At 61.4% G+C, this 25,980-nt stretch carries 23 protein-coding genes and 4 tRNA genes; 11 read left to right on the top strand and 16 right to left on the bottom strand.

The features are described 5' to 3' along the window. Positions 1 to 248: 248 nt before the first annotated feature. The 6 genes from HMPREF3092_RS02075 to HMPREF3092_RS02050 all read right to left on the bottom strand — a co-directional run bounded on the left by HMPREF3092_RS02075 (position 249) and on the right by HMPREF3092_RS02050 (position 4,616). Positions 249 to 321 (bottom strand) — tRNA-Ala (locus HMPREF3092_RS02075). Positions 322 to 398: 77 nt separating this feature from the next. Beyond that, positions 399 to 1,211 (bottom strand): cytochrome c biogenesis CcdA family protein, encoded by an 813-nt coding sequence (locus tag HMPREF3092_RS02070; RefSeq protein ID WP_070423676.1) that lies wholly within the window; start codon positions 1,209 to 1,211, stop codon positions 399 to 401. After that, positions 1,208 to 2,020, bottom strand: coding sequence for a DsbA family protein (locus HMPREF3092_RS02065; protein WP_070423675.1), 813 nt, complete (start codon positions 2,018 to 2,020; stop codon positions 1,208 to 1,210). The genes HMPREF3092_RS02070 and HMPREF3092_RS02065 overlap by 4 nt, the downstream gene beginning before the upstream one ends. A 51-nt stretch (positions 2,021 to 2,071) precedes the next feature. Then, positions 2,072 to 2,404, bottom strand: coding sequence for a peptidase (locus tag HMPREF3092_RS02060; RefSeq protein ID WP_256174357.1), 333 nt, complete (start codon positions 2,402 to 2,404; stop codon positions 2,072 to 2,074). Next, entirely contained in the window at positions 2,401 to 3,654 is a 1,254-nt protein-coding gene (locus HMPREF3092_RS02055) for an inorganic phosphate transporter (protein WP_019175358.1), read from the bottom strand. The genes HMPREF3092_RS02060 and HMPREF3092_RS02055 overlap by 4 nt, the downstream gene beginning before the upstream one ends. Positions 3,655 to 3,797: 143 nt before the next feature. Next, on the bottom strand, positions 3,798 to 4,616 hold the full coding sequence (locus tag HMPREF3092_RS02050; protein WP_019175357.1) for a ribokinase: 819 nt from the start codon (positions 4,614 to 4,616) through the stop codon (positions 3,798 to 3,800). A 74-nt stretch (positions 4,617 to 4,690) separates the two neighbouring features. Here HMPREF3092_RS02050 and HMPREF3092_RS02045 point away from each other — a divergent pair, with 74 nt between their 5' ends. Beyond that, positions 4,691 to 6,433, top strand: a complete 1,743-nt coding sequence (locus HMPREF3092_RS02045; RefSeq protein ID WP_070423673.1) for an AMP-binding protein — start codon at positions 4,691 to 4,693, stop codon at positions 6,431 to 6,433. Between the two features lie 118 nt (positions 6,434 to 6,551). Here the strand turns inward: HMPREF3092_RS02045 and HMPREF3092_RS02040 are convergent, their stop codons facing one another. After that, positions 6,552 to 7,661, bottom strand: a complete 1,110-nt coding sequence (locus HMPREF3092_RS02040) for an NlpC/P60 family protein (protein ID WP_083274203.1) — start codon at positions 7,659 to 7,661, stop codon at positions 6,552 to 6,554. 345 nt (positions 7,662 to 8,006) lie between these two features. On the opposite strand from HMPREF3092_RS02040, the gene HMPREF3092_RS02035 reads away from it, so the two are divergent. The 5 genes from HMPREF3092_RS02035 to HMPREF3092_RS02015 all read left to right on the top strand — a co-directional run bounded on the left by HMPREF3092_RS02035 (position 8,007) and on the right by HMPREF3092_RS02015 (position 13,169). Next, positions 8,007 to 8,079: transfer RNA gene (locus tag HMPREF3092_RS02035), tRNA-Asn, on the top strand. Positions 8,080 to 8,180: 101 nt separating this feature from the next. Continuing rightward, positions 8,181 to 9,080 (top strand): DMT family protein, encoded by a 900-nt coding sequence (locus tag HMPREF3092_RS02030; RefSeq protein WP_141737930.1) that lies wholly within the window; start codon positions 8,181 to 8,183, stop codon positions 9,078 to 9,080. Then, the gene (locus HMPREF3092_RS02025; RefSeq protein WP_070423672.1) at positions 9,077 to 10,246 is read left to right on the top strand and encodes a glycosyltransferase; all 1,170 of its coding nucleotides are present in this window, start codon (positions 9,077 to 9,079) and stop codon (positions 10,244 to 10,246) included. Before HMPREF3092_RS02030 ends, HMPREF3092_RS02025 begins: the two co-directional genes overlap by 4 nt. Before the next feature lie 99 nt (positions 10,247 to 10,345). Further along, positions 10,346 to 11,824: an MFS transporter gene (locus HMPREF3092_RS02020; protein ID WP_070423671.1), complete on the top strand. Its 1,479-nt coding sequence runs from the start codon at positions 10,346 to 10,348 to the stop codon at positions 11,822 to 11,824. A gap of 100 nt (positions 11,825 to 11,924) precedes the next feature. Continuing rightward, positions 11,925 to 13,169, top strand: a complete 1,245-nt coding sequence (locus tag HMPREF3092_RS02015) for an EAL domain-containing protein (protein ID WP_070423670.1) — start codon at positions 11,925 to 11,927, stop codon at positions 13,167 to 13,169. A 99-nt stretch (positions 13,170 to 13,268) separates the two neighbouring features. Here the strand turns inward: HMPREF3092_RS02015 and HMPREF3092_RS02010 are convergent, their stop codons facing one another. Beyond that, the gene (locus HMPREF3092_RS02010) at positions 13,269 to 13,766 is read right to left on the bottom strand and encodes a DUF3145 domain-containing protein (RefSeq protein ID WP_019175350.1); all 498 of its coding nucleotides are present in this window, start codon (positions 13,764 to 13,766) and stop codon (positions 13,269 to 13,271) included. A 136-nt stretch (positions 13,767 to 13,902) separates the two neighbouring features. Here HMPREF3092_RS02010 and HMPREF3092_RS02005 point away from each other — a divergent pair. After that, positions 13,903 to 13,976 (top strand) — tRNA-Ile (locus HMPREF3092_RS02005). Positions 13,977 to 14,092: 116 nt separating this feature from the next. Here the strand turns inward: HMPREF3092_RS02005 and fabF are convergent. From fabF to aceE, 6 genes are all read right to left on the bottom strand, one after another. Continuing rightward, positions 14,093 to 15,346 carry a beta-ketoacyl-ACP synthase II gene (gene fabF / locus HMPREF3092_RS02000; RefSeq protein ID WP_070423669.1) on the bottom strand — a complete coding sequence of 418 codons (1,254 nt, stop codon included), beginning with the start codon at positions 15,344 to 15,346 and terminating at the stop codon, positions 14,093 to 14,095. 67 nt (positions 15,347 to 15,413) lie between these two features. Continuing rightward, on the bottom strand, positions 15,414 to 15,665 hold the full coding sequence (locus HMPREF3092_RS01995; RefSeq protein ID WP_019175348.1) for an acyl carrier protein: 252 nt from the start codon (positions 15,663 to 15,665) through the stop codon (positions 15,414 to 15,416). A gap of 117 nt (positions 15,666 to 15,782) precedes the next feature. After that, entirely contained in the window at positions 15,783 to 16,784 is a 1,002-nt protein-coding gene (locus HMPREF3092_RS01990; RefSeq protein WP_070423668.1) for a beta-ketoacyl-ACP synthase III, read from the bottom strand. A gap of 13 nt (positions 16,785 to 16,797) precedes the next feature. Next, positions 16,798 to 17,709: an ACP S-malonyltransferase gene (locus HMPREF3092_RS01985; RefSeq protein WP_070423667.1), complete on the bottom strand. Its 912-nt coding sequence runs from the start codon at positions 17,707 to 17,709 to the stop codon at positions 16,798 to 16,800. Positions 17,710 to 17,762: 53 nt separating this feature from the next. Continuing rightward, entirely contained in the window at positions 17,763 to 18,971 is a 1,209-nt protein-coding gene (locus tag HMPREF3092_RS01980; RefSeq protein ID WP_070423759.1) for a PucR family transcriptional regulator, read from the bottom strand. Positions 18,972 to 19,084: 113 nt separating this feature from the next. Then, positions 19,085 to 21,844 carry a pyruvate dehydrogenase (acetyl-transferring), homodimeric type gene (gene aceE / locus HMPREF3092_RS01975; RefSeq protein ID WP_070423666.1) on the bottom strand — a complete coding sequence of 920 codons (2,760 nt, stop codon included), beginning with the start codon at positions 21,842 to 21,844 and terminating at the stop codon, positions 19,085 to 19,087. A gap of 197 nt (positions 21,845 to 22,041) precedes the next feature. On the opposite strand from aceE, the gene HMPREF3092_RS01970 reads away from it, so the two are divergent. The 4 genes from HMPREF3092_RS01970 (at position 22,042) to HMPREF3092_RS01955 (ending at position 24,337) form a co-directional block, all read left to right on the top strand. Then, positions 22,042 to 22,482: a DUF3052 domain-containing protein gene (locus tag HMPREF3092_RS01970; protein WP_061942710.1), complete on the top strand. Its 441-nt coding sequence runs from the start codon at positions 22,042 to 22,044 to the stop codon at positions 22,480 to 22,482. Next, on the top strand, positions 22,482 to 22,970 hold the full coding sequence (locus tag HMPREF3092_RS01965) for a redoxin domain-containing protein (protein ID WP_070423665.1): 489 nt from the start codon (positions 22,482 to 22,484) through the stop codon (positions 22,968 to 22,970). Before HMPREF3092_RS01970 ends, HMPREF3092_RS01965 begins: the two co-directional genes overlap by 1 nt. A 67-nt stretch (positions 22,971 to 23,037) precedes the next feature. Then, complete coding sequence (locus HMPREF3092_RS01960; protein WP_070423664.1) at positions 23,038 to 23,433, top strand: HIT family protein; 396 nt, start codon at positions 23,038 to 23,040, stop codon at positions 23,431 to 23,433. Next, complete coding sequence (locus HMPREF3092_RS01955; RefSeq protein ID WP_070423663.1) at positions 23,426 to 24,337, top strand: Fpg/Nei family DNA glycosylase; 912 nt, start codon at positions 23,426 to 23,428, stop codon at positions 24,335 to 24,337. The genes HMPREF3092_RS01960 and HMPREF3092_RS01955 overlap by 8 nt, the downstream gene beginning before the upstream one ends. 54 nt (positions 24,338 to 24,391) lie before the next feature. On the opposite strand, the gene HMPREF3092_RS01950 is transcribed toward HMPREF3092_RS01955, so the two are convergent. Together HMPREF3092_RS01950 and HMPREF3092_RS01945 are read right to left on the bottom strand one after the other, a co-directional pair. Continuing rightward, positions 24,392 to 25,645 carry an Nramp family divalent metal transporter gene (locus HMPREF3092_RS01950; RefSeq protein WP_070423662.1) on the bottom strand — a complete coding sequence of 418 codons (1,254 nt, stop codon included), beginning with the start codon at positions 25,643 to 25,645 and terminating at the stop codon, positions 24,392 to 24,394. Positions 25,646 to 25,899: 254 nt separating this feature from the next. After that, positions 25,900 to 25,973: transfer RNA gene (locus HMPREF3092_RS01945), tRNA-Val, on the bottom strand. Positions 25,974 to 25,980 lie beyond the last annotated feature (7 nt).

Raw genomic sequence — 25,980 nt, 5'->3', positions numbered from 1 at the left:
GCGGATGTAGCCGCAGTCACCAGTCTTATAGATGAACGCGCATATGACCAGGGGTCTGCGGGAAGAACCAGGATGTTGCCATGGCAGTGAAATGCAGGAGAGTGGTATGCAGCGCGTGAGGGTGAGCCCAGGAAGCCGGTATGCAGGGCAGTGGCTCACAGTCAGTGCAGAGTGGCAGAAGGGGAAATGAAAAAGCCTCCGGAACAACCGGAGGCTTTTTTACGAGTGCTGTCTCAAAGCTTCTCGAGTGGAGGATAGGGGATTCGAACCCCTGACCTTCTCCATGCCATGGAGACGCGCTACCAACTGCGCCAATCCCCCAGAACCCGTCTGGGCAACAGGTACTAGCTTAGACCATGCATCGGCCCAATGCAAAATCGACTGCCCGGCCACTGAAGTCAGTCATTGCGCGGACCGCGGCGTTTGAGAACAACGACGGCGATTACTGCAGTGATCACGGCAATGGCACCGAGAATGACGAACTCGATGCCGGCTGATGAATTCTGCAGAACCCACCCTTCAATGCGCGCCTGCGTTCCTGCACCGAGGAAGCCAGTCAGCTTGGCCGTGCCGCTCGTGAAGAACAGCAGCGCGGCAAGTGCCACCATGAGCAGACCGCCGATTAGGTTTGTCCACGTGGTTGTCACCGGGCCGAAAGAAACCGGTCGCGGGCGGACCATTTTCTGGACAGCGGGCAGACGCGTCCACAGGGCTGACAGCAGTACAAGAGGCAGAGCCATGCCCGCAGCGAAGAACACAAGGATCAGGCCACCCCACAGCGCGGATGCGCTTGCCGCGGCGACCGTCAGAACAGCTCCGAGAATAGGCCCCGCACATACACCCGCCACCCCGTACACAGCACCGAGAAGATAGACCGATGCGGATGAACGCCCCGCACTCTGCACGCCTGAGGGCATGAACGGGAGATTCACGTTGAGAGCTGTGAGAACACCCATGATGGCCACCACAATGGCGGCCACCGCCACGACAGCTTCGCGGTGGACCGTGACGAAGGCGCCGACTGAACCGGCGAGAATTCCCAGCGGGACGAGCGTGGTCACCAGCCCCAGGTAGAAGATGAAGGTCCTTCCCAGCAGCTCTTTTGGTGACGTGAAAGCGTAGGAAAAGAATGCCGGCAGGAGCATGGCAGAGCACGGGCTCAAGAGTGTGAGAACTCCGCCGGCAAAAGCTCCAAGAAGCCCCAGGCTCATTGAGCTTCGGCCTTCTCCAGCTGTTCGTCGACGAACTCTTCGAAGTTCTCTACCGGCTGGGCACCCCGCAGAGCGCTTTCGCCATCGGACGACGCGAAGAAGGGCACTGCCTGGATTCCGTAGTACTGCTGAGCCTTCGCAGTTTCGTCATTGACCTTGTCGATGAGCGCCTGGTCGTTCATGTCTTTGCGGAACTTCTCGATATCGCCGACGCCAGCGGTTTCGGCGAACTCCACCAGTTTGTCTTCCGGAAGATCAGGGTGGCCCTTGTCGGGTGCGGCCGCATAGAGCGCATCCGAGTACTCGCTGTACTTGCCCTGTTTGCCGGCAGCTTCCATAGCCGCTCCGGCGGCCGCGGACTGTTCGCCGAAGAACGCCACGGTGATGAATTCGAAGCGCACCTTGCCGGTGTCAGCGTATTTCTTCTGCAGGTCCGGAAGGATGTTGTTGTGGAAGTGCGCACAGAACGGGCAGCGCGGGTCGGTCCATTCGGTGATGACGACGGGAGCGTCAACATCGCCAACAGCGGCGGAGTCGTCTGCGTCCCGGCGAACCCATTCGCCTTCCTCGGCGGCTGCGGCTTCCGCACCTTCCGATGAATCGCCTTCTTCTTGCGCATTGTCCCCATCGGCGGACGAGGCGGAGGGGGCACTGCGCTGTGCCTGCTCGTCACCGGAGGGCGTGCCGCCGGACGTGAACTGTGCGAGTGCGACAACCGCGATGAAGGCAGCCACCGCGATAATGGCGATGATGATGTAGGCGGTGCGACTGCGCCCCTGCTTGGTGCTGTGAGGTGAGTTTTCGGCCATGCTTCTCACCCTATCGGCCCAACCGTCACAAATCCTGGAGGAGCGGGAGTATCAGCGGAACACCAACAGCAGCAGAACACCGAAGACGATGACGGCTGCGCACAGGGCAAAGCAGCAGTAGGCGCACAGCAGCACGAGCTTCTGTGCACCAGGCGACAGTGGCACCTTTTTGGCTGCTTTGGCTGCTTTCTTTTCCGCCTTGCGGATCTGCTTGGGTGACATCACGGTTATGGCGTCGGGAAACTCTGCCGGGTGCACCACCGGAGGCTTGCCGCCGGCCACCAACAGGCGCAGCCCGAGGGCATAAAAGCCCACGAGGAACACGGCTGCCGCCAAAGCGGAAACGAACACCAGGAGGAATGCGCCCCAGTCAATTGTGATCACGATTCTTCCTTTCCGCTGTCACCATCGAGGCTGATCCGTTCAATGCGGCGGCGCTCCTGAGCACGTGCCTGCCGTGGCGTGGGTGGGAGGTCGGTTTCAACGTCAACCGCGAGGCCGGCATCGGCGACATCGTGTGACAGAACTTCGGCCGATTTGCCGCTGTCGCGCTTCGAGTACAGGTAGAGGCCGAGAACAATTGCAGTGGCTGCGAAGAAGTCAATGACAAGACCGACGTTGCCCAAAAGAACAACGAAAAACGCGGCCAGAGCACCGATGAGGCCCGCGGCCGGCAGAGTGACCAGCCAGCCGAGCACGATCTTTCCGGCCATGGACCATTTCACGGTTGAGCCGCGCCTGCCCATGCCCGAACCGATGACAGAACCTGACGCGACCTGGGTCGTCGACAGTGCGAAGCCGAGGGCGGAGGACGCGAGAATCGTCGCTGCTGTCGAGGACTCAGCCGCGAACCCCTGAGCGGGGCGTACCTGGGTGAGGCCCTTGCCGAGCGTGTGGATGATTCGCCAGCCGCCCATGTACGTACCCAGGGCAATTGTGAAGGCGCAGGCGAGGACAACCCACATCTGCGGATCGTGATCGGCAGACGACTGCCAGCCGACCGCGATAAGGACGAGGGTGATCACGCCCATCGTCTTCTGTGCGTCGTTCGTTCCGTGGGCGAGTGCAACGAGGCTTGAAGTGAGGATCTGACCCCACCGGAACCCGTCACGGCCCGAGGGTTTTTTGTCGTAGCGGCGGGTAACGCCGTATGCGACCTTGGTCGCGACGAAGGCGATGATGCCGGCTGTCAGCGGCGAGAGGATGGCCGGCAGAACGATCTTGGACAGGACGCCGCCGACGTTGACGGCTGTAAACCCGATGCCGACCACCGTCGCGCCGATCAGTCCGCCGAAAAGAGCGTGCGACGAACTTGAGGGCAGGCCCAAGAGCCACGTGAGCATGTTCCAGCAGATGGCGCCGATCAGTCCGGCGAAGATGAGGGAGGGGAACAGATCCCCGCCTATCCGGTCCTCGTTGATGATGCCGCCCGAGACTGTCTTGGAGACTTCCGTCGACAGGAGCGCACCGATGAGGTTGAGGATCGCTGCGAGTCCCACGGCTGTTTTCGGTTTGAGGGCCCCTGTTGCAATCGGGGTCGCCATTGCGTTGGCCGTGTCGTGAAAGCCGTTGGTGAAATCGAAGAACAGCGCCAAGGCGATGACGAGCACGACGATGAGTACGACGAAATCCACTGTCTTCTTCCGCTTATGTGCGAGATCGGCTCCGCGCGGTGAAGGACCCGTGACCGCAGAGCGTGCTCAGGCGGATGTGGGTCGGTGTGGAACCGAAGGATGACAAGGTTTACGTTAACGCTAAATGAACGCCGGGCAAAGTTTTAGTTGCTCAGTGTTTGCCAGTCCTGCGCGCCATCGCGTTCGCAGATGTCGGTTGCGGCTTCTGTTGCGGCCTGCAAAGCCTCTTCGGTCGAGAGTCCCCGGGCAACGGCTGCGGCCAGTGTCCCCGCGAACGTATCGCCCGCGCCCGTTGTGTCGACGGCCTCTATTCGGCGCGCGGGTGCGTGAATGCCGCGCCACAGAGCGCCCTGTGCGCCGAAGGTGATGCACACCCTTTCGTCAACGCGGTTGAGTCGCGCTGATTCCTGTTCGTTGACGATCACGATGTCAGCTGAATCGGCGAGGCTCTGGGCTGCCTGCGTCCAGGGGGAGGGGTTGAGCAGGGTTGTCACGCCGCGTTCTTGAGCGGCTGCAAGGGCGCGCAAAGCCACCTGGTCTTGGATTTCCAAGACGATCGTCAGGACATCCCCGGGCTGTGCATGCTCAAGAATGACCTCAATCTCCGGTTCGCCGACCGCGGCGTTCGCGCCCGGATCAAACAGAATCGCGTTGTTGCCGGAATCTTCGACGACGATCGTCGCGGACCCGGTGGGCCCGGAAGTCGTACGCACAAACTCCGTACTCAGGCCGGACGCTTGAAGGTGTTTGCGGTAGAACGCGCCCTGGGCATCCGAACCAACACAGGACAAGAGGAGCGTTTCAGCGCCCGCCCGGTGTGCGGCAACAGCCTGATTGGCTCCTTTTCCGCCGGGCATGGTGCGCACGCTGTTCGCCATGAGTGTTTCACCCAGTCTGGGGTAGCGGGGTGCGCGGATGACCGTGTCGATGTTGATCGAGCCGAGGACTATGACTTTGCCCATACCCCCATGATAGGTGCGAACATCCGGGTGGCCGCGGGTGTTTGTAGAAACAGTGCCTTGTTTGTGGCAAAGTGATGCGCATCGCACACAGGCGTGTGAAAAACAACAGCAAGGAGCACAGAGTCGTGACCCTGTCATATTCATCCGGCCCCGCTTCAGCAGGGCTTCTCGGAGACACGATTGCCGGCAATTTCGCCACACAGGCAGCGCAGACGCCCGACGCGCAAGCGCTTCTCGACCTACCCACCGGCCGCACGTGGACCTACGCCGAACTTGAGCGCGACGCCGATCGCCTGGCCGCCGCCCTTATGGAACGCGGCTTGAAGAAGGGCGACCGCCTCGGGATCTTCGCCCAGAACATTCCCGAATGGGTGCTGACGATGTACGCGGCGGCCAAACTGGGCGTCATCATCGTCAACATCAACCCGGCCTATCGGGAACACGAACTTGAGTTCATCCTCGAGCACTCCGGTGCCACGATGCTCATCAGCCAGGTGTCGGCACCTCCTCACATCGACTTCGTCGAAGTGAGCAGAGCGGTCGCCGCAAAACTTGAGAACCTGTCAGTGGTCTACGTCGACACATCGCACGAAACAACCGCGACGCCGATGAAACAACACGAGATCGCGCCGGAAGAAAAGTTCTCCGCTCTCCTCGAAGCCGGGGAGAGGCTTCTGGCGGACGAAGGTGCCAAAGTGCGCACCCGCATTCGCCAGATCACAGACACACTCAGCTGTGATGAACCGATCAACCTGCAGTACACCTCGGGAACAACCGGCTTCCCGAAAGGTGTGACGCTCACCCACCACAACATCCTCAACAACGGCTACCTCATCGGCGAGACCTTAGCCTACACAGAAGAGGACACGGTCGTCCTTCCCGTGCCGTTCTTCCACTGCTTCGGCATGGTCATCGGCATTCTCGCTGCATTCAGCCACGGAAGCACGGCTGTGATTCCAAGCGCAGGATTTGACCCGAGTGCTGCCCTGAGTGCGGTGGAGAAGACGAAAGCGACATCGCTGTACGGCGTGCCGACGATGTTCATCGCCGAACTTGAACTGTCGAACTTCGACGACTACGACCTTTCGACGCTGCGCACGGGAGTCATGGCGGGATCCACGTGCCCCGTAGAAGTCATGCGGGCCGTTATCGAGCGGATGCACATGTCCGAAGTCGCCATCTGCTACGGAATGACGGAGACCGCGCCCGTGTCGACCATGACCCGAGTTGATGATTCACTCGAAGCCCGCACGGAAACCGTCGGGACGGTCATGCCGCACACGGAAGTCAAGGTCGTCGACCCCGTGACGGGGGAGACCCTGCCCCGGGGGCAGAAGGGCGAAGTGTGCACACGCGGCTACTGCGTCATGAAGGGCTACTGGAATCAGCCCGACAAAACCGCCGAGGTGCTCGATGCCGATGGCTGGATGCACACCGGGGACCTCGGGATCATGAACGAGGCGGGGTACCTCGACATTTCGGGACGAATCAAAGACATGGTGATTCGCGGCGGCGAAAACGTCTACCCGCGCGAAATCGAAGAGTTCCTCTACACGCACCCGTCAATTCGCGATGTGCAGGTGGTCGGTGTGCCCGACCCCAAGTACGGCGAAGAGCTCATGGCCTGGGTCATCCTCCGCGAAGGAGTGGAAACGCTGACAGCGGAAGATGTACGCGAATTCGCTCAGGGCAAACTGGCTCACTACAAGATTCCACGCTATGTCGAAGTCCGTGAGTCTTTCCCCATGACGGTTTCGGGCAAGATCCGCAAGGTCGAGCTGCGCGCAGAAGGAGCGGAGATCGTCTCCGCAGGCTGAGCGCCGGCGGAACACGCCACTGCGGAAGCGCAGGCAGATAGAAAGAGCCGCAGACAGTTAAGTCTGCGGCTCTTTCTGTGTCTTTCAACGCGGTGTCAGCTGAGCTGACCTGCGCTTATCAGATGTAGCGGATGAACTTCGCTCCGCGCTTGACCATCCAGGCGTAGCTGCGCTCGGATGTGCCGGTGCGGCGTGAACCCGCATCGATCATCTTGCCCTTCTTGTCGGACACGATGCCGACGTGACCGGGTACCCAGATGATGTCGCCGGGTTTGGCCTCAGATGCCTTGACCACCTTGCCGGCGCTGCGCTGTGCGCCGGACACGCGCGGAATGTTGATTCCGTTCTTCTTGTACACGTACTGAGTGAAGCCGGAGCAGTCCCAGCCCTTCGTGGGGCTTGTGCCGCCCCACACGTAGCGGGTTCCGATTCCCTTGCGCGCTTCTTTGATGATGTTCTTGCGCAGCTGGTCTTCAGAAACCTTCTTCGACTTCTTGGGCTTCGAATCCTTCTTCTTAGGCTTCGGCTTCGGTTTTGGTTTCGGAGCAGGCTTCTTCGATTCCGGCTTCGGTGAGGGTTTGGGCGCCGGCTGCGGTGCCTGCGTCGACGGTGCGGGCTCAGGTGCCTGCGTCGATGGTGCTTCCGAAGGCTCCTGTGAAGCTTCGGGCGAGGGCTCAGGGCTCTGTTCCTGGCCGTTGTCGGTGTTGCCGCCCGGTGCCGGCTGCGTTTCAGATTCCGGCTGCGGTGCAGGCTCCGGTGCGGGAGCCGCAACCTCCTTAACGCCGCCCTGGAAGCGCTGGGTGACGGAACCGTCTTCGTTGGTGACGGGTGCGTCGAGCGGGTAGCCCCACGCGCCGTTTTCAAAGCCGTTGGCACGGTACTGCTGCCACATCTTGTCAACGACCGGTTCGGCGCCCGTCACAGGTGAGAAGAACAGCGCACCCTGCGCGAACGCCTGGTAGCAGCCGTTGTCCTTGATGACGCACTTGACTTCACCGGTCGCATTGCCGAGCAGCTGTGCGTGCTCAGCGGCAGCGGCGGCCATCTGCGCCGGTCCGGCTTCTTCAGATTCGGTTGAAATCTGCGTACCACCCAGGCTGCTGGTCTCGCCAGTGTCTCCCTGGGAAGTAGCGGGGGCAGCGCTGACCGCGGAACCGGATGCGATGCCCGTGCCGAATAGCATGACAGTCGCTGTTGCGGCGACCGTCACTTTATTCAAAAGAGACATGTTTCCCCGTATAAAAACTAACGGCCCGACTCGAAGGAGGAAGAAGGTCGAAGCCTAGGCTGTTGAGTTTCAAGAAGCCATAATATGACAAAACTGCAACATTGTCACAGGGAATTTATGAAATGACCGGCGCGTCGGCTTGAAAATGTTCTGTGCAGTGCGAGTTTTTGCCGGTGGCGGGTGGTTTTCTCCTCATGTGGTTGTGCTGGATTTCCTGCGAACTCTGCTCTGCAGGGCGAACTCTTGACCGCTCCCGAGGTGGACCTCGCTGGCTGCTGTGGGACGGATTTGCATCTGTGCGCAGGCTGTTCTAAAGTTATGACTCGTGCTCGAGGAGAGCACTAATCCTCCGTAGCTCAGTTGGCAGAGCATTCGACTGTTAATCGAAGGGTCGCTGGTTCGAGCCCAGCCGGAGGAGCGCTTCAGCCCCGATCTCAGGATCGGGGCTTTTCCGTCTTCGGTTTCCCTCCCCACCAGTTCTCTCAGCGGTTCTGCACTCGAACGCTGTACAGTGCTGGAGTGATCATTTGGGCAGCCTTGGGGTTTGCACTGGTATCTGCGGTAGGACTTGCCGCAGGTGCGGCTGTGCAGCATTCCGGTGTAACGACATCGCACGACTCTGAGCGCTTCGGCATTCGCTCATTCTTCCGACTGTTCAAATCCGGCAGGTGGCTGCTGGGTACCGCGATCATGGTCATCGCCGTCACCGCCGGTGTCCTGTCCCTTGCTCTTGCCCCCGTCATGGTTGTTCAGCCCGTCGGTGCCATCTCACTGGCCGTTTCCGTCCTCATCGCCCGATTCGCTCGAGGTTTGGTGTTCAAGCGGCGCGTCTACACAGCCGTTCTTCTCTGTGTCGCCGGTGTCGCCGGTTTTGTAGGAGTTTCTTCGCTCTTTGCCGTGTCTCGCGTCAGATTCGGTGCTGAGGCCCTCCCGATGGTGTGGGTCTCGGCGGCACTTCTCACAATCACCGTTGTGGGCCGCCTTGTTCAACGCCGACCGCATCAGCTGTTCAACGTGATCAGCGCGGCCATTCTCTTTGCGTGTGTGGCAACCAATACGCATGTCTGCGCGTCTCAGTTCCTTGCAGGGGGACTGCCAGCGGTGACCTGGAGCAACCTCTTGTGTGTTGCCGCGTGCGGTGGAATAGGTTCGTGGTTTGTGCAGGCTGGCTACGCTTCGGGACCGCCGGAAATCGTCATTGCAGGCCTGACGGTGATCGACCCGATCGTCGCGGTGATCCTCGGTGTTGTCGTACTCGAGGAGGCCGCTGCCGCACCGTTGTGGGTTCCTGTGATTATGGTTGCGGCCGGACTGGTAGCGTGCTTGGGAGTTATCGTCCTCGCTCGCTTTCACCCCGATGTGCTTGAACGCCGAGAGCGTGACGAGAGCGCCCAGTCCCCAACCTCACAGCGAGCATGAACCGTCCCCTTACAATCGTCATTCCTGCCGAAACCTACGCCCCGGAAGTCAACGGCGCTGCAACATTCGCCCAGCAGCTCGCCCAAGGTCTGGCTGGACGCGGGCACAGAGTCCACGTCATCTGCCCTTCACCCTCGGGCATGGCCTACCACCGAGCGGACGACTGCGGCGTTGAGGTCCACTACATCAAATCTGTGCGCTGGCCGCTGCATCCCACGTGGATGATCTGCATGCCCTGGGACGTCGCGCCGGCATTCGACCGGCTGATCGACCAGATTCAGCCCGACATCATCCATACCCAGGCACATTTCGTCATCGGACGGCGTGCTTTTACGACGGCGCGTCGCCGTCACATCCCCATTGTGGGCACCAACCACTTCATGCCCCAGAACGTCGCGCCATACGTCAGTGCGCCCGGGGCGATCGTCGCTGCGGCCGAGAAGGCCGCATGGTGGGACTTGAAGAAGAAATACCAGTCTGCTGACTACATCACGGTTCCCACCCAATTGGCCGCGGACCTGCTCCACCAACACGGCTTTGACAAGCCGATCCGAGCAGTGTCCTGCGGCATCGACCTGTCCCACTTCCACCCTGCCGATCCAGCAGATGACAGGGCCGGCACCTCGCCCACAATCCTCTTTGTTGGTCGTCTGTCGGCTGAGAAGCACATCGAGGACATCATCGAGGCAATTGCCAAGACCGATCCGGCACTGGACCTGCGGGCTGAGATCATCGGCGCGGGCGAACAGGAAAAAGCACTGGCAGACCTTGCAGACAAGCTTGGAATTGCTGATCGCGTGGTTCTGCGCGGAAAGGTCAGCGATGCTGAACTCGTGGCCGCCTACCAGCGAGCAGACATCTTCTGCATGCCCTCAACCGCTGAACTGCAGTCGATCGCGACTCTCGAGGCTCTGGCTACGGGTGTTCCCGTAGTTCTTGCAGATGCGGTGGCCCTCCCGCACCTGTGCGAGGACGGAGTCAATGGCCGACTCATCGCACCGCGGGACATCGACGGATATGCGCAGGCGTTCACTGAAATCGCCACGGCCCCTGCTGATGAGCGCAAGGCTATGAGCTTGGCCGCGCAGAAGATTGCGGCTCGCCACGATATCTCAGCAACTCTCGATACCTTTGAAGAGATCTACTCGGGTCTTCTTCAGAGCTGAAGAAACTCGAAAAACTGAGTTCCACCTCGGGAACCGGTTTCCATCTGACTACCGAAGGCAGCAGATTCTGCTGCCGTTTGAAGAAAGGCGGCGCACAGCGTGAGTTCCGGAAAGCTGACACAGCAGCAGAGGCAGATTCTGTTGGTCGTGCTGATTCCGGTGTTCATGTCGCTGCTGAGCGTGTCGATCGTCAACGTCGTCCTGCCGGGCATAGGCCGGGATCTCGACGCGCCGTCATCGGCTCTTCAGTGGGTTCTGTCCGGCTACACGCTGTCTTTCGGCGTGCTTCTGGTTGCAGCCGGGCGTGCTGGAGACGTGTATGGGCGCGGTCGTCTGTTCGTCATCGGTTCGATCCTGTTCGGCGCAGCGTCGCTGCTTGCCGGATTGGCGCCGAACGACATCGTGCTCAACATTGCCCGCGTCCTCATGGGCTTTGGATCCGGGCTGCTGAATCCGCAGACCGTCGGCATCATCCAACAGTATTTCTCCGGCCCTGAACGCGGCCGCGCATTCGGCTACTTCGGTTCGACGGTCGGCATTTCGGTGGCGATCGGTCCTGTGCTCGGCGGGGTCTTCACGGCTGCTTTCGGTGACGGCTGGGGCTGGCGTGCGTCCTTCCTCATCAACGTTCCCTTCGCGCTCATCGGGGCTTTTGCAGCGTTTCGCCTGTTCCCGGCGAGCGCGTGGACGAGTGCTGCTGACACAGCCGAGACTGACGGTCGTGGAAAGTCCCGCGCCGACATGGACCCGGTCGGAACAGTTCTCTTCGCGCTGGCGATCCTGCTGATCATGCTGCCCTTCATGGAGCGTGCACTCGGTGCCTGGGTGTTCTCGCTCGTGTTTGTGGGCATTGCACTCATCGGCGTTTGGGTTGCCTGGGAGAAGCACTATAAGGCTCGCGGGCGCGAACCGATGGTTGATCTCAGCCTCTTCCGGATCCCTAGCTTTGCCAACGGCTCACTGCTCATCGGCCTGTATTTCATGGGCACGACCAGCATCTGGGTTGTGTCTGCGGTGTTCCTGCAGGGCGGTCACGATTTCACCGCGCTGCAGGCTGGTCTTATTGGACTTCCGGGAGCACTCGGAACCATCGGGACCTCTGCCTGGGCCGGCCGCAAGGTCTTCGCCTACGGTCGACACCTGGTTCTCTGGGGCATGGTGATCGCCATTGTGTGCGTTGCCGGCTCGATCGGTGTTGTTCTGCTTGCTCAGGCGGGGCTCGTGAGCATCTGGTGGCTTATGCTCCCGCTGTCTGTTCTGGGCACGGCACAGGGCATCATCGTCAGTCCCAACCAGACGCTCACCCTGCTCGAGGTGCCGGTCCGGGATTCCGGAGCCGCCGGCGGGGTGCTCCAGACTGGGCAGAGGGTCGGTACGGCAGTGGGCATCGCCGCCATCACCGGAACCCTGTTCGCGGTCCAAGCGACTGCAGGCTGGGACGCTGCGTTCATCACTGCTTTCACCGTCATCGGCGTCATCATGAGTGCGGCCGCCGCGGTGGCCGTCTGGGATGTGATCGTCTCGGTCCGCCGGGGCGGCAGTCAGCCTCCGGGCCGCCAGACCGTATCTTCCAGCTGAACCCTGTGCGAAGTTCCGCGCACGTGACGGTTTTCTGACCGCGGCAGCCTGTGTGTGAGACACTGGCAGCGCCCGCAAAAGGAAAAGGGGAGTAGCGCCAGTGACACACGATGCCAACGCCATCGGAGGTCCGGACCTCGAAGAGCTTGTGCGCTCAGGGGGAGTGCGTTCGCTGTTTTCTCCAGTCGTTGATGTCATTACCGGTATGGACGCTGGGTACCGCGTCAGGCACTGTGCAGACACCGACGGAGCGCCGATCAGCACCCACGATCTGCGACGGGCCGTCCGCGATTCGCACATGGTGGGGGACATCGATTCGTCCATTCGCGAACAGACTCTTCGGGATGCCGAAGCCGCGGGTCTTGACTCCCACACGCGACTGTTTGTGAACGCTGAACCGGAATCGCTCGTCACTCTTGAAGATCGGACGGATCGCGACGCTCGGATCATCCTGCAGCTCGACCCGTTGAGCATCGCCGCTCAGCCGGGGTCAGTGCTGCGTTCAGTGCGCTCGGCCCGCCAGCTGGGCTGGTCGATGGGGATATCGGGCGTCGGGCTCGACCTTGCTACAACGGCTTATCTGCCGCTGGTCAATCCCGCGGTGGTGGCTCTCCACCCGGACGTGCTCAAAATAGAAGACAAAGAACACCTGGCTAAGCTCAATATGCTCTTGCGAGCCCACGTTGAACGCACCGGGGCGGTCGTTGTTGCCGAGGGTGTTGATTCCGAGGACGACCTCATCATGGTGAATGCGCTTGGTGCGCGGTTCGCCACGGGGGAACTGTACGCCGAGCCTACGGAAAAGCCGAACCCGGTGACCATCCCTCCCGAAGATGCGCTGTCTGGGCACTACACCCGCAACAAACAGATTCAGGGTACGCCCTATTCAATCGCGCTGGGGCTGCAGACTGATCCGCTGGTCGTCGACTACGACTTCATGATCGAGCACATGGTGCAGCTGCTGCAGCGGGCGTCCTCGGCGGGATCTTCAGCGCTCGTCGTCGGTGTGTTCGGCGAAGAAGAGAAGCTGCCCGACAAGGTCGAACAGGTGTATCGGTCTGTTGGCAGGACTGCGGGGCTTGCTGCGGTCCTATCGGGTGGTTTCGAAGAATCGCCGATGCCGAGTGTCCGGTCTGGACCGGTTGACCATTCCGATGCGCTGCGCGACGAATACGCGGTCATCGTTGTCGGGCCGGACTGGTCGAGCATGGTCAGTGCGCACCGCCGCAACGAGCTGGGCTCGGACGGTCGCCGCGAATTCGACCTGTTCATTACGACCGAGCGCTACACCAGCGTCGATGCCGCGCGGTCAGTTCTTTCCCGCATTCGCCTGCAGAAGCGCTGAAGACCAAGAACACTCGGGTTGCAAAGACCGCCCGGTTCCGTTGGCCAAGAGGCAAAGCCAATGGAACCGGGCGGTGTGGTGCTCGGTGGAACGTTTAATTCAGACGGCGCGGGAAAGCCAGCGAATCGGTGCGCCTTCCCCGGCGCGACGGAAAGCTTCGAGCTCGTCATCCCAGGCCTGGCCCAGGGCGAGGGACATTTCGGCCTGCATGCGCTCGGAGTCTCCGGCGGAGCGTGCCATGACAGCGCGGATGATGTCCTCGCCGACGACAATGTTGCCGTGAACGTCGGTCAGCGCATGGAAAATGCCGAGGTCCGGTGTGTGGCTCCACCGTGCGCCGTCGAATCCCGGGGACGCTTCCTCGGTGACTTCGTAGCGAACATTGGCCCAGCCTTTGAGAGCTGACGCGATCTTAGCGCCTGACCCAGCCGGGGCTGCCCAGCAGACTTCTGCCCGCAGCAGACCGGGAGCTGCCGGCTGCGGTGACCAGTCAAACTTTGCTTGGGCACCAATAGCACCACCTGCGGCCCATTCAATGTGAGGGCACAGCGCACGCGGTGCAGAGTGGACGAACAGTACGCCCTGAGTGTTATTCAATTTGCCTCCTTGATCGTTCCGAAAACGTCTTCCCCACGAATCGAAACGCCAAGAGGTTCCTAGCCATGATAGTGCAAAACGCTAAGAAGAGAAATACCGTCCCGGTGTGCGCACTGCTATGCTGTCGATGTTCTGACCCCCTGTAGCTCAGCTGGTTAGAGCAGGGGACTCATAATCCCTTGGTCGCCGGTTCAAGTCCGGCCGGGGGGACTCTCATTCAGCCATCAGAGCCGCTGACTGCGCGTCGGCTTAGGTCCTGTGGCAAAAACACTTCGGGGTGGGTATCGCAGCGATACCCACCCCGAAACAGTCAGCTGTGCTGAAGATCAGACGCTCTTGAAAAGAACGACGGCGTTGTGACCGCCGAAGCCGAACGAGTTCGACAATGCGGCGATCGGGCCGTCGGGCAGTTCTGCTGGCTTATCGCGGACGATGTTGAGATCGATCTTCGGATCGACGTTCTCAATGTTGATCGTCGGCGGGGCCACGCGGTTCTGCAGAGCCAGGACGGTGAAGATCGCTTCAACAGCGCCCGCACCGCCGAGCAGGTGGCCGGTCATGGACTTCGTGCCGGTCACCAGAGCATCGTGTGTGTGCTCGCCCAGCAGTGCATTGATGGCCAGGGATTCCGGCACATCGCCGACCGGCGTCGAGGTTGCGTGGGCATTGATGTGCTTGATGTCCTCAGGCTTGAGCTCGGCGCATTCGAGCGCCTGGCGCATGGCCCGCAGGGCGTACTTGCCTTCGGGTTCGTTGGCGGTGATATGGTGCGCGTCGTTCGTGACGCCCCAGCCGCCGAGCTCCGCATAGATCTTCGCGCCGCGCGCTTCTGCGTGCTCCTTGGTTTCCAGCACGAGAGCGCCAGCGCCTTCGCCCATGACAAATCCGTCACGGTCGACGTCATAGGGACGCGATGCGGTTTCAGGCGAATCGGTACGGCGCGAAAGGGCGCGCATCGATGAGAAGGCCGACATCGTGAACGGGTGAATGGCGCTTTCTGAACCGCCTGCAATCACGACGTCAGCGCGGCCGGACCTGAGCACGTCAAAGGCGTGGCCAATGCTTTCAGTGGACGAAGCGCACGCGGAGACAACCGTCTGCACGCCTGCGTGGGCGTGGTACTCCATGCCGATGGCAGCGGCGGGGCCGTTGGGCATGAGCATGGGGACGGTCAGCGGCATAACGCGGCGGGAGCCCTCTTCGCGCAGAGTGTCCCAGCCGTTGAGCAGGCTCCAGACGCCTCCGATGCCCGTGGCCCACGAAACGGCGAGTCGATCGGCATCGACCTCGGCGCCCTCTTCGCTGAAGCCGGCATCAGCCATAGCCTCTTTGGCGGAGATCAGTGCGAACTGGCTGGAGGGATCAAGGCGCTTGGCCTGAACTCGTGTGAGATTGTCTTCGACAACTGCCGGATCGACGGCAGCCGCAAAGTTGACAGGGATGTCGTATTTTTCCTGCCAGTCGTTGTCGAGTGCTTTGACACCGGATGTGCCGGCGAGAGCTGATTCCCAGGTTTCTTCGGCGGTGCCGCCCAGAGGGGTGACAGCGCCGATGCCGGTGACGACAACTGTGGAAGTCATGTGGTTACCTCGTCGAATCTTGGGGGGTAAGCCGCCGAGCTCGTGCGAGCCCGGCGGCTTAGGGAGATCAGGCCTGCTGAGCCTTCACAATGTAGTCAACAGCGTTCTGGACGGTTTCGAGGTCCTTGACGTCGTCGTCCGGGATCTTGACGTCGAACTTCTTCTCAGCGTTGACGACGATGGTCATCATCGAGATCGAGTCGATGTCGAGGTCATCGGTGAACGACTTCTGCGGTTCAACAGCGTCGACGGCGAGGCCGGTTTCTTCGTTGACGATTTCTGCGAGTCCTGCAAGGACTTCTGCTTCGGTGTTAGCCATAGTTTCCTCTTTCTCTTTGACTGCTTGCAGTCGTGTGACATTGATTCGACGAATGCCCGAATCGATATTACGCCAGGAGGCGCGCTGTGTCCCGTGACTCAGCGGTCTCCAAGTCAATCAGGGGAGCTGCACTACCTGGGCTCCGTACACCAGGCCGGCGCCGAAACCTATCTGCAGGGACAGGCCGCCGGACAGCTCCGGGTTTTCCTTCAGCAGGCGGTGGGTTGCCAGCGGAATGGACGCCGATGATGTGTTGCCGTTCTCTGCAATGTCTCGGCCGATCACGACGGAGTCGGGAACGCCGAGCTGCTTTGCCAGGTTGTCGATGATCCGCATGTTCGCTTGGTGTGGCACGAATGCGGCGAGGTCGGAAGCCTGAACGCCAGCGGCATCGAGCGCCTCCTTGGCGATCTCGACCATGTCGTAGACGGCCCAGCGGAAAACAGACGGTCCGTCTTGGCGCAGTGTGGGGAATCCAACTTCGCGGTCGTCCCGGTATTCGAAGAACGATGCGTGCATTTTGATGGTGTCCCACTTCTGCGGGTTTGATCCGATAACCGACTGTGAAATGCCGGGCGTGTCGGAAGACTGCACGACGGCAGCTCCCGCACCGTCTCCGAGGATGAAGGAAATCGACCGGTCTGTCGGGTCGATCCAGTCGGAGAGCTTCTCAGCGCCGACCACGAGGACGTTGTCGGCCATGCCCGAGCGCACGACAGCGTCGGCCTGGGCGATGCCGTAGCAGTATCCTGCGCACGCGGCTGAAATATCCCAGGCGGGGATCGGGCCGGTGCCCAGTTCAGCAGCGAGTTTTGCTGCCGCCGACGGCGTCGGGTAGGGGAAGGTTACGGTCGCGATGATGATCGCGCCGATGTCTTCGGGCGTAAGCCCGGCGTTCGCGATTGCCTCCTTGGACGCCTGCAGGGACATGTCGATGAGGCTCGTATCTTTGTCGGCGCGGCGGCGCGTGACGATGCCGGTGCGCTGCTGAATCCATTCGTCAGACGAATCGATGGGGCCGACGATGTCGTTGTTGTGTACGACGACGTTCGATCGACCGGCTCCGATGCCGGCGATACGGGAATATCCCTGCGGGGTCGCGGTCTTGAGAGTTGCCACGTTGATCCCTTTCTTAGGCGTGGGCGGCGACGAAAGCGCGTGCTTTGTCAAGCTGATCGGCCGATGTCAAAGCGAAGGTCTCAATGCCCTTCATGCCGCGTCGGGCAATTCCGGTCAGCGTTCCACCGGGTAGGAGTTCGAGCAGACCGGTGACCCCGGACTCCACGAGAGTCTGCTGGCACAGGTCCCATCGGACGGGCGAGGTGACCTGCGAAACCAGGGACTGGACGTACTCGCGGCCGTTTTCGACCGGACGGCCGTCGCGGTTCGACAGGATCGACACGGTCGGGTCGTTTGGGTCGAGCGAATCGGCCAGTTCCTGCAGTTCAGGCTGTGCCGATGCCATGAAGTCGGTGTGGAATGCACCGGCCACCTGCAGTGGGATGACGCGGGTGCGCTCCGGAGGGTTGTCCTTGAGCTTGTCGATGTTCTCAAGGGCGCCGGCGGCGACGATCTGTCCGCCGCCGTTGACGTTGGCCGGCTGAAGGCCCGCAGCCTCAATTGCCGCGAGGACGTCATCCTGGACTCCGCCGATGACTGCAGCCATACCCGTGGGCACGGCCTTGGAAGCCTGGGCCATGCCCCGGGAGCGGACGCCGACGAAGTTCATGGCGTCAGAATCGGTGAGAATGCCCGCGAGTGCGGCGGCGCCGATTTCACCCACCGAGTGTCCCGCGTAGAAGCTGGGTGCGGTGTCGCCGAGGACTTCGCGTGCCGAGGCGATTGCGGATGCAACAAGGAGCGGCTGCGCAATAGCGGTGTCCTTGATGGTTTCGTCATCCGATGTGGTGCCGTGGGCAATGAGGTCAAGGCCGACCGCTTCGGAAGCGCTGGCGATCGTCTGCTTAAAGCCGTCGATCTCCATAAAAGGCGTGAGGAATCCGGACTTCTGGGCGCCCTGACCCGGGCAGGCAACAACTAGCAAAGCTCTCCAACTTTCTCGACTGGGCAATGACGATAGTGTATTTGGCTGAAACCTCAGCGTGAATTGTCGTGGGCGTACAACTGCCCTGCGCTGTGCAGGTGGCCATACACCAAAGCGATCCGTATGACGAAGCCCGACCGCGCTTCGGTCGGATCTATCCCAAGAGCTTCTGTGAGCTTCTTGAGTCGATAGCGGACGGTGTTCGGGTGAACATCCAGGGCCCGTGCGGTTGTTTCCAGTGCACCGCCGTATTCGAGATAGGCGGCGGCGGTTGCCAGAAGCTGGCCGGACCCTGTTGCCAGGGGTTCGTAGTAGGAAGTCACAAGGGCGCGCACGGCGCTGCGGTCACCTGCCATGGCGCGTTCGGGAAGAAGATCATCGGCAAAGACGGGACGGGGAGTGTCGGGCCGGGCGCGTGCTGTGCGCAGACCCCACACGGCCGCAGATGCGCTCGTACCCGCTTCGGCGAACGAACTGACCTCCGGGCCGATGACGATGTCCGACGGTCCGAAGAACGGCGATAGGTCCTCAGCGGCAGCTTCGATGTCAGCCACACCGCCAAGCACAATGAGCAGACGGTCGGAATGGACGCCGACCAGCGCGTCTTCGGCCCATTTCTTAGCCGTTGCGCGCACTTCTTCAATCGAGGCGCGGTCTTTGCGGCGCGGCGCGCGTCCCATGATGACGCGAATGGAGCCCTCAGAGTTCCAGCCGTAGGCGGCGGTGCGGCTGGCCAGTTCGTCAACGGAATCGCCGCGAACGAGAGCGTCGATGACCATCGCTTCGAGTCGAGCGTCCCAGCTGCCCCGCGCCTCGGCGGCGCGTGCATACACATCGGCGGCGGCAAAGGCGATTTCGCGCGAATAGATGAGCACCGCCTCGCGCAGTTCGGCCTGTTCGCCAGCGCGCGCAAGATCGCTCACCCGCTCTTCGACCACTTCGACGACTACGCGCAGCAGCTGCAGAGTCTGCTGCAGCGAAACCGACCGGACGAGTTCCTTCGGTGCGGATTTGAAGATGTCGTTGATGACCCGCAGGTGCCGGGTGGGATTGCGATACCACTCGATGAATGACGAAATTCCCGAGTTCGCAAGTACTACGACCCAGCCTTTGTCAGCTGAGGACAGCTGGGAGAACCAGCGCAGGCGTCCCTCAATGCGCTTCAGCGTCAGGTTCGACAGCGTGCGCTGACCGGCCTCGAGGCGGCGAATCGTGTCAGCGCGATCAGCGGTCTTCGCGCCAGGTGCTTCATGGTCGGGCATGAGCACAACAATAGCGCCAAAACGACAAAAGTCTTGTATTTGATACACAAAAGGGGCCGGGGAGTGGCCCCGGCCCCTTCTGCGGCGGAATCACTGCCGCGCGGCTGTGCTCATCAGGCGTCGCCGCCGGTGGTGCCCGATACACCCTTGCGCGGGTCGTCGAGTCCATACTTCTTAGCGGCCTCCGCAGCCTTCGACATGTCGATCTCGCCGGTGTCTGCCAGGCTGATGAGGGCCTGAACGACAACCGAGTGAGCGTCGATGAGGAAGTAACGGCGGGCTGCCGGACGCGTGTCGGAGATCGCGTAGCCGTCAGCTCCGAGGCTCGTGAAGTGGTTCGGCACGTACTGGCGGATCATGTCCGGAACGGTCCTGGTGAAGTCGCTCGTGGCGATGACCGGACCTTCCGAGCCCAGCAGCTTCTGCGTGACGAAGGGGACCCGGTGTTCAGCCTTCGGATCGAGCAGACGAGCGTCGTCGGCTTCCAGGCCGTCACGGCGCAGCTCCTGCCACGAGGTGACAGACCACACGTCCGCGCTGACTCCCCAGTCCTTCTCCAGGATCTCCTGGGCCTCGAGGATCCACGGCACACCAACGCCGGAGGCCATGAGCTGAACCTTCGGGCCTTCGGTCTTGTTGCCGTCCTTGAGCTTGTACAGACCCTTGATGATGCCCTCGGTGTCGAGGTTTTCCGGTGCCTTCGGCTGGACCATCGGTTCGTTGTACATCGTGATGTAGTACATGACGTTCGGATCCTGGCGCGGGTCTTCGGGGTCGTACATCCGGTGCAGACCATCGCGGACGATGGTCGCGATCTCGTAGGCGTAGGCCGGGTCGTAGGACACGATTGACGGGAAGGTCGACGACAGGACGTGCGAGTGTCCATCGCCGTGCTGCAGACCCTCACCGGTCAGGGTGGTGCGACCTGCTGTTGCGCCGAGGATGAATCCGCGTGCCATCTGGTCGCTGGCCGCCCAGAACTGGTCGCCCGAACGCTGGAATCCGAACATCGAGTAGAAGATGTAGAACGGAATCATCGGTTCGCCGTGCGTGGCGTAGCTGGTGCCCGCGGCCGTCAGAGCGGTTGTCGAACCGGATTCGTTGATGCCCATGTGCAGCAGCTGGCCGTCGGTCGCTTCCTTGTAGGACAGGAAGAGGTCACGGTCGACCGAAATGTAGTTCTGGCCGTGCGGGTTGTAGATCTTCTTCGTGGGGAAGAAGGAGTCCATGCCGAAGGTGCGGGCTTCGTCAGGAATGATCGGCACGACGCGCTTGCCGAACTCCTTGTCGCGCATGAGGTCCTTGAGGATGCGGACAAACGCCATGGTCGAGGCGATTTCCTGCTTGCCGGAGCCGCGCATGCCAGGTTCGAAGACCTTGTCGTCAGGCAGTTTGATGTCGACGTACTTCGAGCGGCGTTCGGGTGTGAAGCCGCCGAGTTCGCGACGGCGGTCGAGGAGGTACTTGATCTCCGGTGCGTCCTCACCGGGATGGTAGTACGGCGGAAGTTCCGGGTTCTCTTCGAGTTGCTTGTCGGAGATCGGGATGGAGAAGTGGTCGCGAGCGGCCTTGAGGTCTTCGAGCGCCATCGTCTTCATCTGGTGGGTCGCGTTGCGGGCCTCGAAGTGAGGTCCGAGCGAGTAGCCCTTAACGGTCTTGACGAGGATGACGGTCGGCTGGCCGGTGTGCTCAAGCGCTGCCTTGTACGCCGCGTACACCTTGCGGTAGTCGTGGCCGCCGCGCTTGAGGTTCCAGATCTGCTGGTCGGTGTAGTCCTCGACCATGGCCTTCGTGCGGGGGTCGCGACCGAAGAAGTTGTCGCGGACAAATCCACCGGACTCGCCCTTGTAGGTCTGGTAGTCGCCGTCCGGGGTGGCGTTCATCAGGTTGACCAGGGCGCCGTCGCGGTCCTTGGCCAGCAGCGGGTCCCACTCGCGGCCCCAGATGACCTTGATGACGTTCCAACCGGCACCTCGGAACCAGGATTCGAGTTCCTGGATGATCTTGCCGTTGCCGCGGACCGGGCCGTCGAGGCGCTGCAGGTTGCAGTTGATGACGAAGGTCAGGTTGTCGAGCTCTTCGTAGGCGGCGTACTGGAGCATGCCGCGTGCTTCGGGCTCGTCCATTTCGCCGTCGCCGAGGAAAGCCCAGGTGTGCTGCTGGCTGGTGTCCTTGATGCCGCGGTTGTGCAGGTAGCGGTCGAACTGCGCCTGCGAAATGGCGGCCTGGGGGCCGATGCCCATGGAGACCGTGGGGTGCTCCCAGAAGTCCGGCATCTGCCGCGGGTGCGGGTAGGAGGGCAGACCGAAGGGCTTGCCGTTGACGTAGTGGGAGGACTGCTGGCGGAAGCCGTCCATCTGCTCGGCATTGAGGCGGCCTTCGAGGAAGGCGCGTGCGTACATGCCGGGGGAAGCGTGACCCTGGTAGAAGATGTGGTCGCCGCCGCCGGGGTGGTCCTTGCCGCGGAAGAAGTGGTTGAGGCCGACTTCGTAGAGAGTTGCGGCTGAGGCGTAGGTCGAAATGTGGCCGCCGACTCCGATGCCCTCGCGCTGTGCGCGCTGAACCTGTACAGCAGCGTTCCAACGGATCCACCTGCGGTAGCGACGTTCGACTTCTTCGTCACCGGGGAACCACGGTTCGTCTTCAGCGCCGATGGTGTTGACGTAGTCAGTGGCTGTCAGGCTGGGGACGCCGATTCGCTGCTGGCGCGCACGCTGGATGAGGTTGAGCATGATGTAGCGGGCACGGGCAGTGCCGCCCTCTTCGACCAGCGCATCAAGGGAGTCGATCCAGTCCTGCGTCTCCTGTGGGTCGATGTCCGGGACATTCGCGGGGAGACCATTGAGGATGGGGCCCTTGTTCTTGTTGTCCAAAGCAATTCCTCTCGCGTTTAAGGGACTTCGGATATGTGTCTAGGCTATTGCACATCGAGCCCGGGTGGTGCCGAACTTGATGTGAAATGCTCCACCCTTATGGACGCAGATTGTGCAAAATGGCCAATTTCGCGCTTTTTGTCGGGGTGTCGGCCCTGTGATTGGCGAAACGCGGCGTTTCTGGTGAGAATAAAGCCATGAGTACAACTCCCTCAGGAAGGACGCTCGATTCCGCTCAGGCAGCACAGGTTGCTAACCCTCTGTCTCTGTCGAGCGGACAGTATGTTCAGGAAATCGGCTACGACGATGACGTTGATTTCCAGCTGCGCGATGACATCGCCGCAGTTACCGGCGAAGAGATGATTGACGGCGACGTTGACGATGTTTTCGACGTCATCGTCATGTGGTGGCGCAGCGATGACGATGACCTGACAGACGGCATCGTCGACGCGCAGACAACACTGAAGGACGGCGGTGTTGTGTGGCTTCTGACCCCGAAGGCCGGTCGTCCGGGACACATTGATCCCGTCGACATCAACGATGCCGCTCCCGTGGCCGGTATGCACGTGACGAAAACGGTCCGTGCGGCGGCTGACTGGTCGGCCGTGTGCTTGATGAGCAAAAAGAACTTCGACTGATGACTGTGGAAACCGGTGCCGTCGGACCCCAGGTGGGTGCGGCGGCACCTTCGTTTTCTCTGGCCTCCCATTTCGGTGAGGAGCTTTCCCTGGACGAGTGCAGGCGCCGAGCCGACGCTGATCGCGTTCTCGCGGTGTTCTTTCCCTTTGCCTTCTCGCCCGTGTGCGGTTCCGAAATGCGTGAGCTTGCCGGAATGTATGAGGGTCTGCTTTCCGGCGGCACAGAGGTCGTCGCTGTTTCCTGCGATCCCAAGTACACGCTGGCTGCGTGGGCGCAGGACCTCGGGCTGCCCTTTGTTCTTCTGTCTGACTTCTGGCCCCACGGTGCAGCCGCGAGGGCCTTTGGGGCTTTCGATGAGCAGCGCGGCTTTGCACGCCGACTGACCTTTCTTCTGGATGGCGAGGGTGTTGTGGTCGATACGGAGCACTCTTTGACTGGCAGCAAGCGCGACTTCAGTCGCTTCCTCAATCCTGCTGAGAGCTTCTGAGCCTGCTTCGCTGCCGCCTGAGCGGTTAGGGTGGTGACGAACCTGTCGTTCTTCCCAAGGAGGGGTTATGGCGTCCATCTTCACGAAAATCCTCGACGGTGACATTCCCGGCACGTTCGTCTACGAAGACGACCGCTGTGCTGCCTTTATGGACATCACGCCGATGACTGACGGACACGTGCTCGTCATCCCGCGCGAAGAGATTGACCACTGGCTCGACATGCCGGAAGAGCTCACCTCCCACCTCATGGCGGTTGCCCAGAAGATCGGCAAGGCGCAGAAGAAGGCGTTCTCCTGTGAGCGCGTCGGCGTGATGATCCAGGGCTTTGAAGTTCCGCACGTGCACATTCACGTGTGGCCCACGAACTCGATCGACGACTTCCGCCTGGACAACAAGCACGGTTCGACCGAGGCCGAAGACATCGCGGAAGCTGCCGAGAAGATCAAGGCCGCGCTTGCCTGAGGGCCATTCGATTCACCGCATTGCCCGCCGATTCAACGCTGATTTCGGCGGGCGTGCGGTGACTGCGTCTTCACCCCAGGGACGCTTTTCCGACGGTGCCGCGCTCATCAGCGGCAGTGAGCTGGGGGAATGCTATGCCGTTGGCAAGCACCTGTTCCTGCCTTTCGAGGGTGAGCGTACTGTGCGGGTCCACCTGGGGATCTACGGTGCCTGGGATTTTCTGTACGCTGCCGGCGCCTCTGACCGTGCCGGGCAGACAGGGGAGTATGCAGGATCGCTGGGGGCACCTCGGCGGGTGCGTGCCGGTGAGGTCGAAAGGGCGGAGGAGCTCGACGCTGTGTGGCCGCCGGAGCCGGTCGGCCAGGTGCGTCTGCGCCTGCTGACCGAGGGCGTGTGCGCTGATCTGCGCGGCCCGATGGTTTGCGAGGTTCTCGCTCCTCACGACGTGGAGGCCCAGCTGGCTTCTCTCGGACCGGACCCGCTGGTCGACGGGAACGCTCGAGGAGGCCGCAGGTTTGCGCAGAATGTGCGCAGACGCCGTCCGATCGGCAGTCTGCTCATGGACCAGTCTGTTGTTGCCGGGATCGGCAACGTGTACAGGGCTGAGATGCTGTTCCGGGCTGGGCTCAGCCCGTTCAAACCCGGAACCGAGCTGACTGATGACGAAGTTGCTTCGCTGTGGCGTGACTGGGTTCGCCTGCTGCCCGTCGGTGTTGAAACGGGTGTCATGCTCACCCGCACGAGACTGCGAGGCGCTGGTCGGCAGCGCGCAGTTGATGACAGTGAATTCCGCCATTTTGTCTATGGCCGCACAGGGCTGCCGTGTCGTGTGTGCAGAACTCCCGTTGCGATGACAGAGATGGAGGGGCGCAAACTCTACTGGTGCCCCGAGTGCCAGAAGTGACGAGGCTGGACGCGGCCCGTACCGCACCCAACCTCGCCTGTGACAGAGATTCGATCAGCCGGGCAGCAGCCCCAGAACGTCAGCCAGCTGGTAGCTGCCGATCCCTATGACAATCAGAGTCACTGCACCGCCGAAGATATTGGCCCATACACCGTTTGCATGTTCGCCGACGACTTTCTTGCTGTTCATTGTCACCAGCAGGAAGATGGCGATAATTGGCAGGAGCAGGCCGTTGGCCGCCTGCGCAATGACGATGAGCTGAATCGGCTCAAAGCCGGTCAGAGCGATGACTGCGCCGACGGCGAGCACCGCGATCCACACTGCGCGGAACAGCGGGCTTTTCATATCTGTGCTCTTGCCGAGCATCCCCGTAATGGCATAAGCCGCCCCGAGCGGACCGGCGAGGGCGGACGTGAAGCCGGCCGCAAACAGGCCGAGTGCGAATACCCATGTGGAAGCTTCTCCCAGCAGCGGCTCGAGCGATACCGCGAGGTCCTCAGCCGTTTCTGCGCTCATACCGTGCATGAACAGCGCGCCAAAGGAGGTCGCCATGACTGCCAAAGTGATGAGCCCGCCGAAGGAAATCGAAGCGACGGTGTCAATGCGGGCTTCTTTCAGCGCTGTCTCCTGTGGAACATTCGCCCAGTTTTCCTGTACGAGGCTGGCGTGGAGGAAGACATTGTAGGGAACCACGGTGGTTCCGATGAGTGCAATTGCCGTCAGTGCGGACCCTGGAGGCATCGAGGGGACGAAGATTCCCCTGAGGATGTCGCCGATCGGAGGTTGAACGACGAAGACGGTGATGACGAACAGGACGGCAAGGATGACCACCATCACCATGAGAACCCGCTCGATGATCTTGTAGCTGCCGGTGATGAGCAGGGCGAAGATCGCGATGATGATTGCACCGACAATGATCCTGAGGTCTACTGGCGCAACCGCTGAAACAGCCAACGATGTGCCTGTTGTGTCACCGCCGGCGTAGGCAGCCCCGCCGATTCCGATTGCAGCGACGACGAGCACGATCATCAGCGTTCTCAAGACGGGGTTCTCTAATGCACGCCGCATAGCTTCGCCGAGCCCGAGTCCTGCGCCGAGGCCGAGTCTGACCGACATCTCCTGCAGAACAAGGGTGGCGATGATCGAGAAGATGACCGACCACGCGAGTGTGAAGCCGAAGTCTGCGCCGGTGACGATTGCTGTGGTGATTGTGCCGGGACCGATGAACGAAGCCGCGATCATAAGACCGGGGCCGAACAGCGCTCCCGTGCGCTTCTTTTTGACTGTATTTGTTGAAGAGGGGTTCACAGGGTACTCCTCTCGGCCCGGGGAGGCTCCCCGAAAGAGTGACCGTGAACACAACGGTAGTGATTTAAGCAGCCGACGCTGGGATGTTTTCCTGTGTATTGCCTGAACGACACGGCATGGCTTCTGGCCGTGCTCCAATCAAGAACGCCGGTTCTGGTCAGAAATGACCCACAAATGACCCGCTAGCAGCTGAAGCGGGCACAAAGAAAACCGGGACCCGCACGAATTCGCGGGTCCCGACTTTCTTGTAGCGGTGGGCCCAGAGGGACTCGAACCCCCGACCCTCTCGGTGTAAACGAGATGCTCTAGCCAACTGAGCTATAGGCCCTGACCTG

It is taken from the genome of Brevibacterium sp. HMSC24B04 (assembly GCF_001806835.1).
GTDB lineage: Bacteria > Actinomycetota > Actinomycetes > Actinomycetales > Brevibacteriaceae > Brevibacterium > Brevibacterium ravenspurgense.
Note: the sequence above shows the minus strand (reverse complement) of the source record. Positions and strands in the feature narration are given on the sequence as shown.

Bases quoted from the DNA above. Each gene is read 5' to 3' on its own strand.
- HMPREF3092_RS02070 (WP_070423676.1), bottom strand. From the start codon at position 1,211: ATGAGCCTGGGGCTTCTTGGAGCTTTTGCCGGCGGAGTTCTCACACTC.
- HMPREF3092_RS02065 (WP_070423675.1), bottom strand. From the start codon at position 2,020: ATGGCCGAAAACTCACCTCACAGCACCAAGCAGGGGCGCAGTCGCACC.
- HMPREF3092_RS02050 (WP_019175357.1), bottom strand. From the start codon at position 4,616: ATGGGCAAAGTCATAGTCCTCGGCTCGATCAACATCGACACGGTCATC.
- HMPREF3092_RS02045 (WP_070423673.1), top strand. From the start codon at position 4,691: ATGCGCATCGCACACAGGCGTGTGAAAAACAACAGCAAGGAGCACAGA.
- HMPREF3092_RS02040 (WP_083274203.1), bottom strand. From the start codon at position 7,661: ATGTCTCTTTTGAATAAAGTGACGGTCGCCGCAACAGCGACTGTCATG.
- HMPREF3092_RS02025 (WP_070423672.1), top strand. From the start codon at position 9,077: ATGAACCGTCCCCTTACAATCGTCATTCCTGCCGAAACCTACGCCCCG.
- fabF (WP_070423669.1), bottom strand. From the start codon at position 15,346: ATGACTTCCACAGTTGTCGTCACCGGCATCGGCGCTGTCACCCCTCTG.
- HMPREF3092_RS01995 (WP_019175348.1), bottom strand. From the start codon at position 15,665: ATGGCTAACACCGAAGCAGAAGTCCTTGCAGGACTCGCAGAAATCGTC.
- HMPREF3092_RS01980 (WP_070423759.1), bottom strand. From the start codon at position 18,971: ATGCCCGACCATGAAGCACCTGGCGCGAAGACCGCTGATCGCGCTGAC.
- HMPREF3092_RS01970 (WP_061942710.1), top strand. From the start codon at position 22,042: ATGAGTACAACTCCCTCAGGAAGGACGCTCGATTCCGCTCAGGCAGCA.
- HMPREF3092_RS01965 (WP_070423665.1), top strand. From the start codon at position 22,482: ATGACTGTGGAAACCGGTGCCGTCGGACCCCAGGTGGGTGCGGCGGCA.
- HMPREF3092_RS01960 (WP_070423664.1), top strand. From the start codon at position 23,038: ATGGCGTCCATCTTCACGAAAATCCTCGACGGTGACATTCCCGGCACG.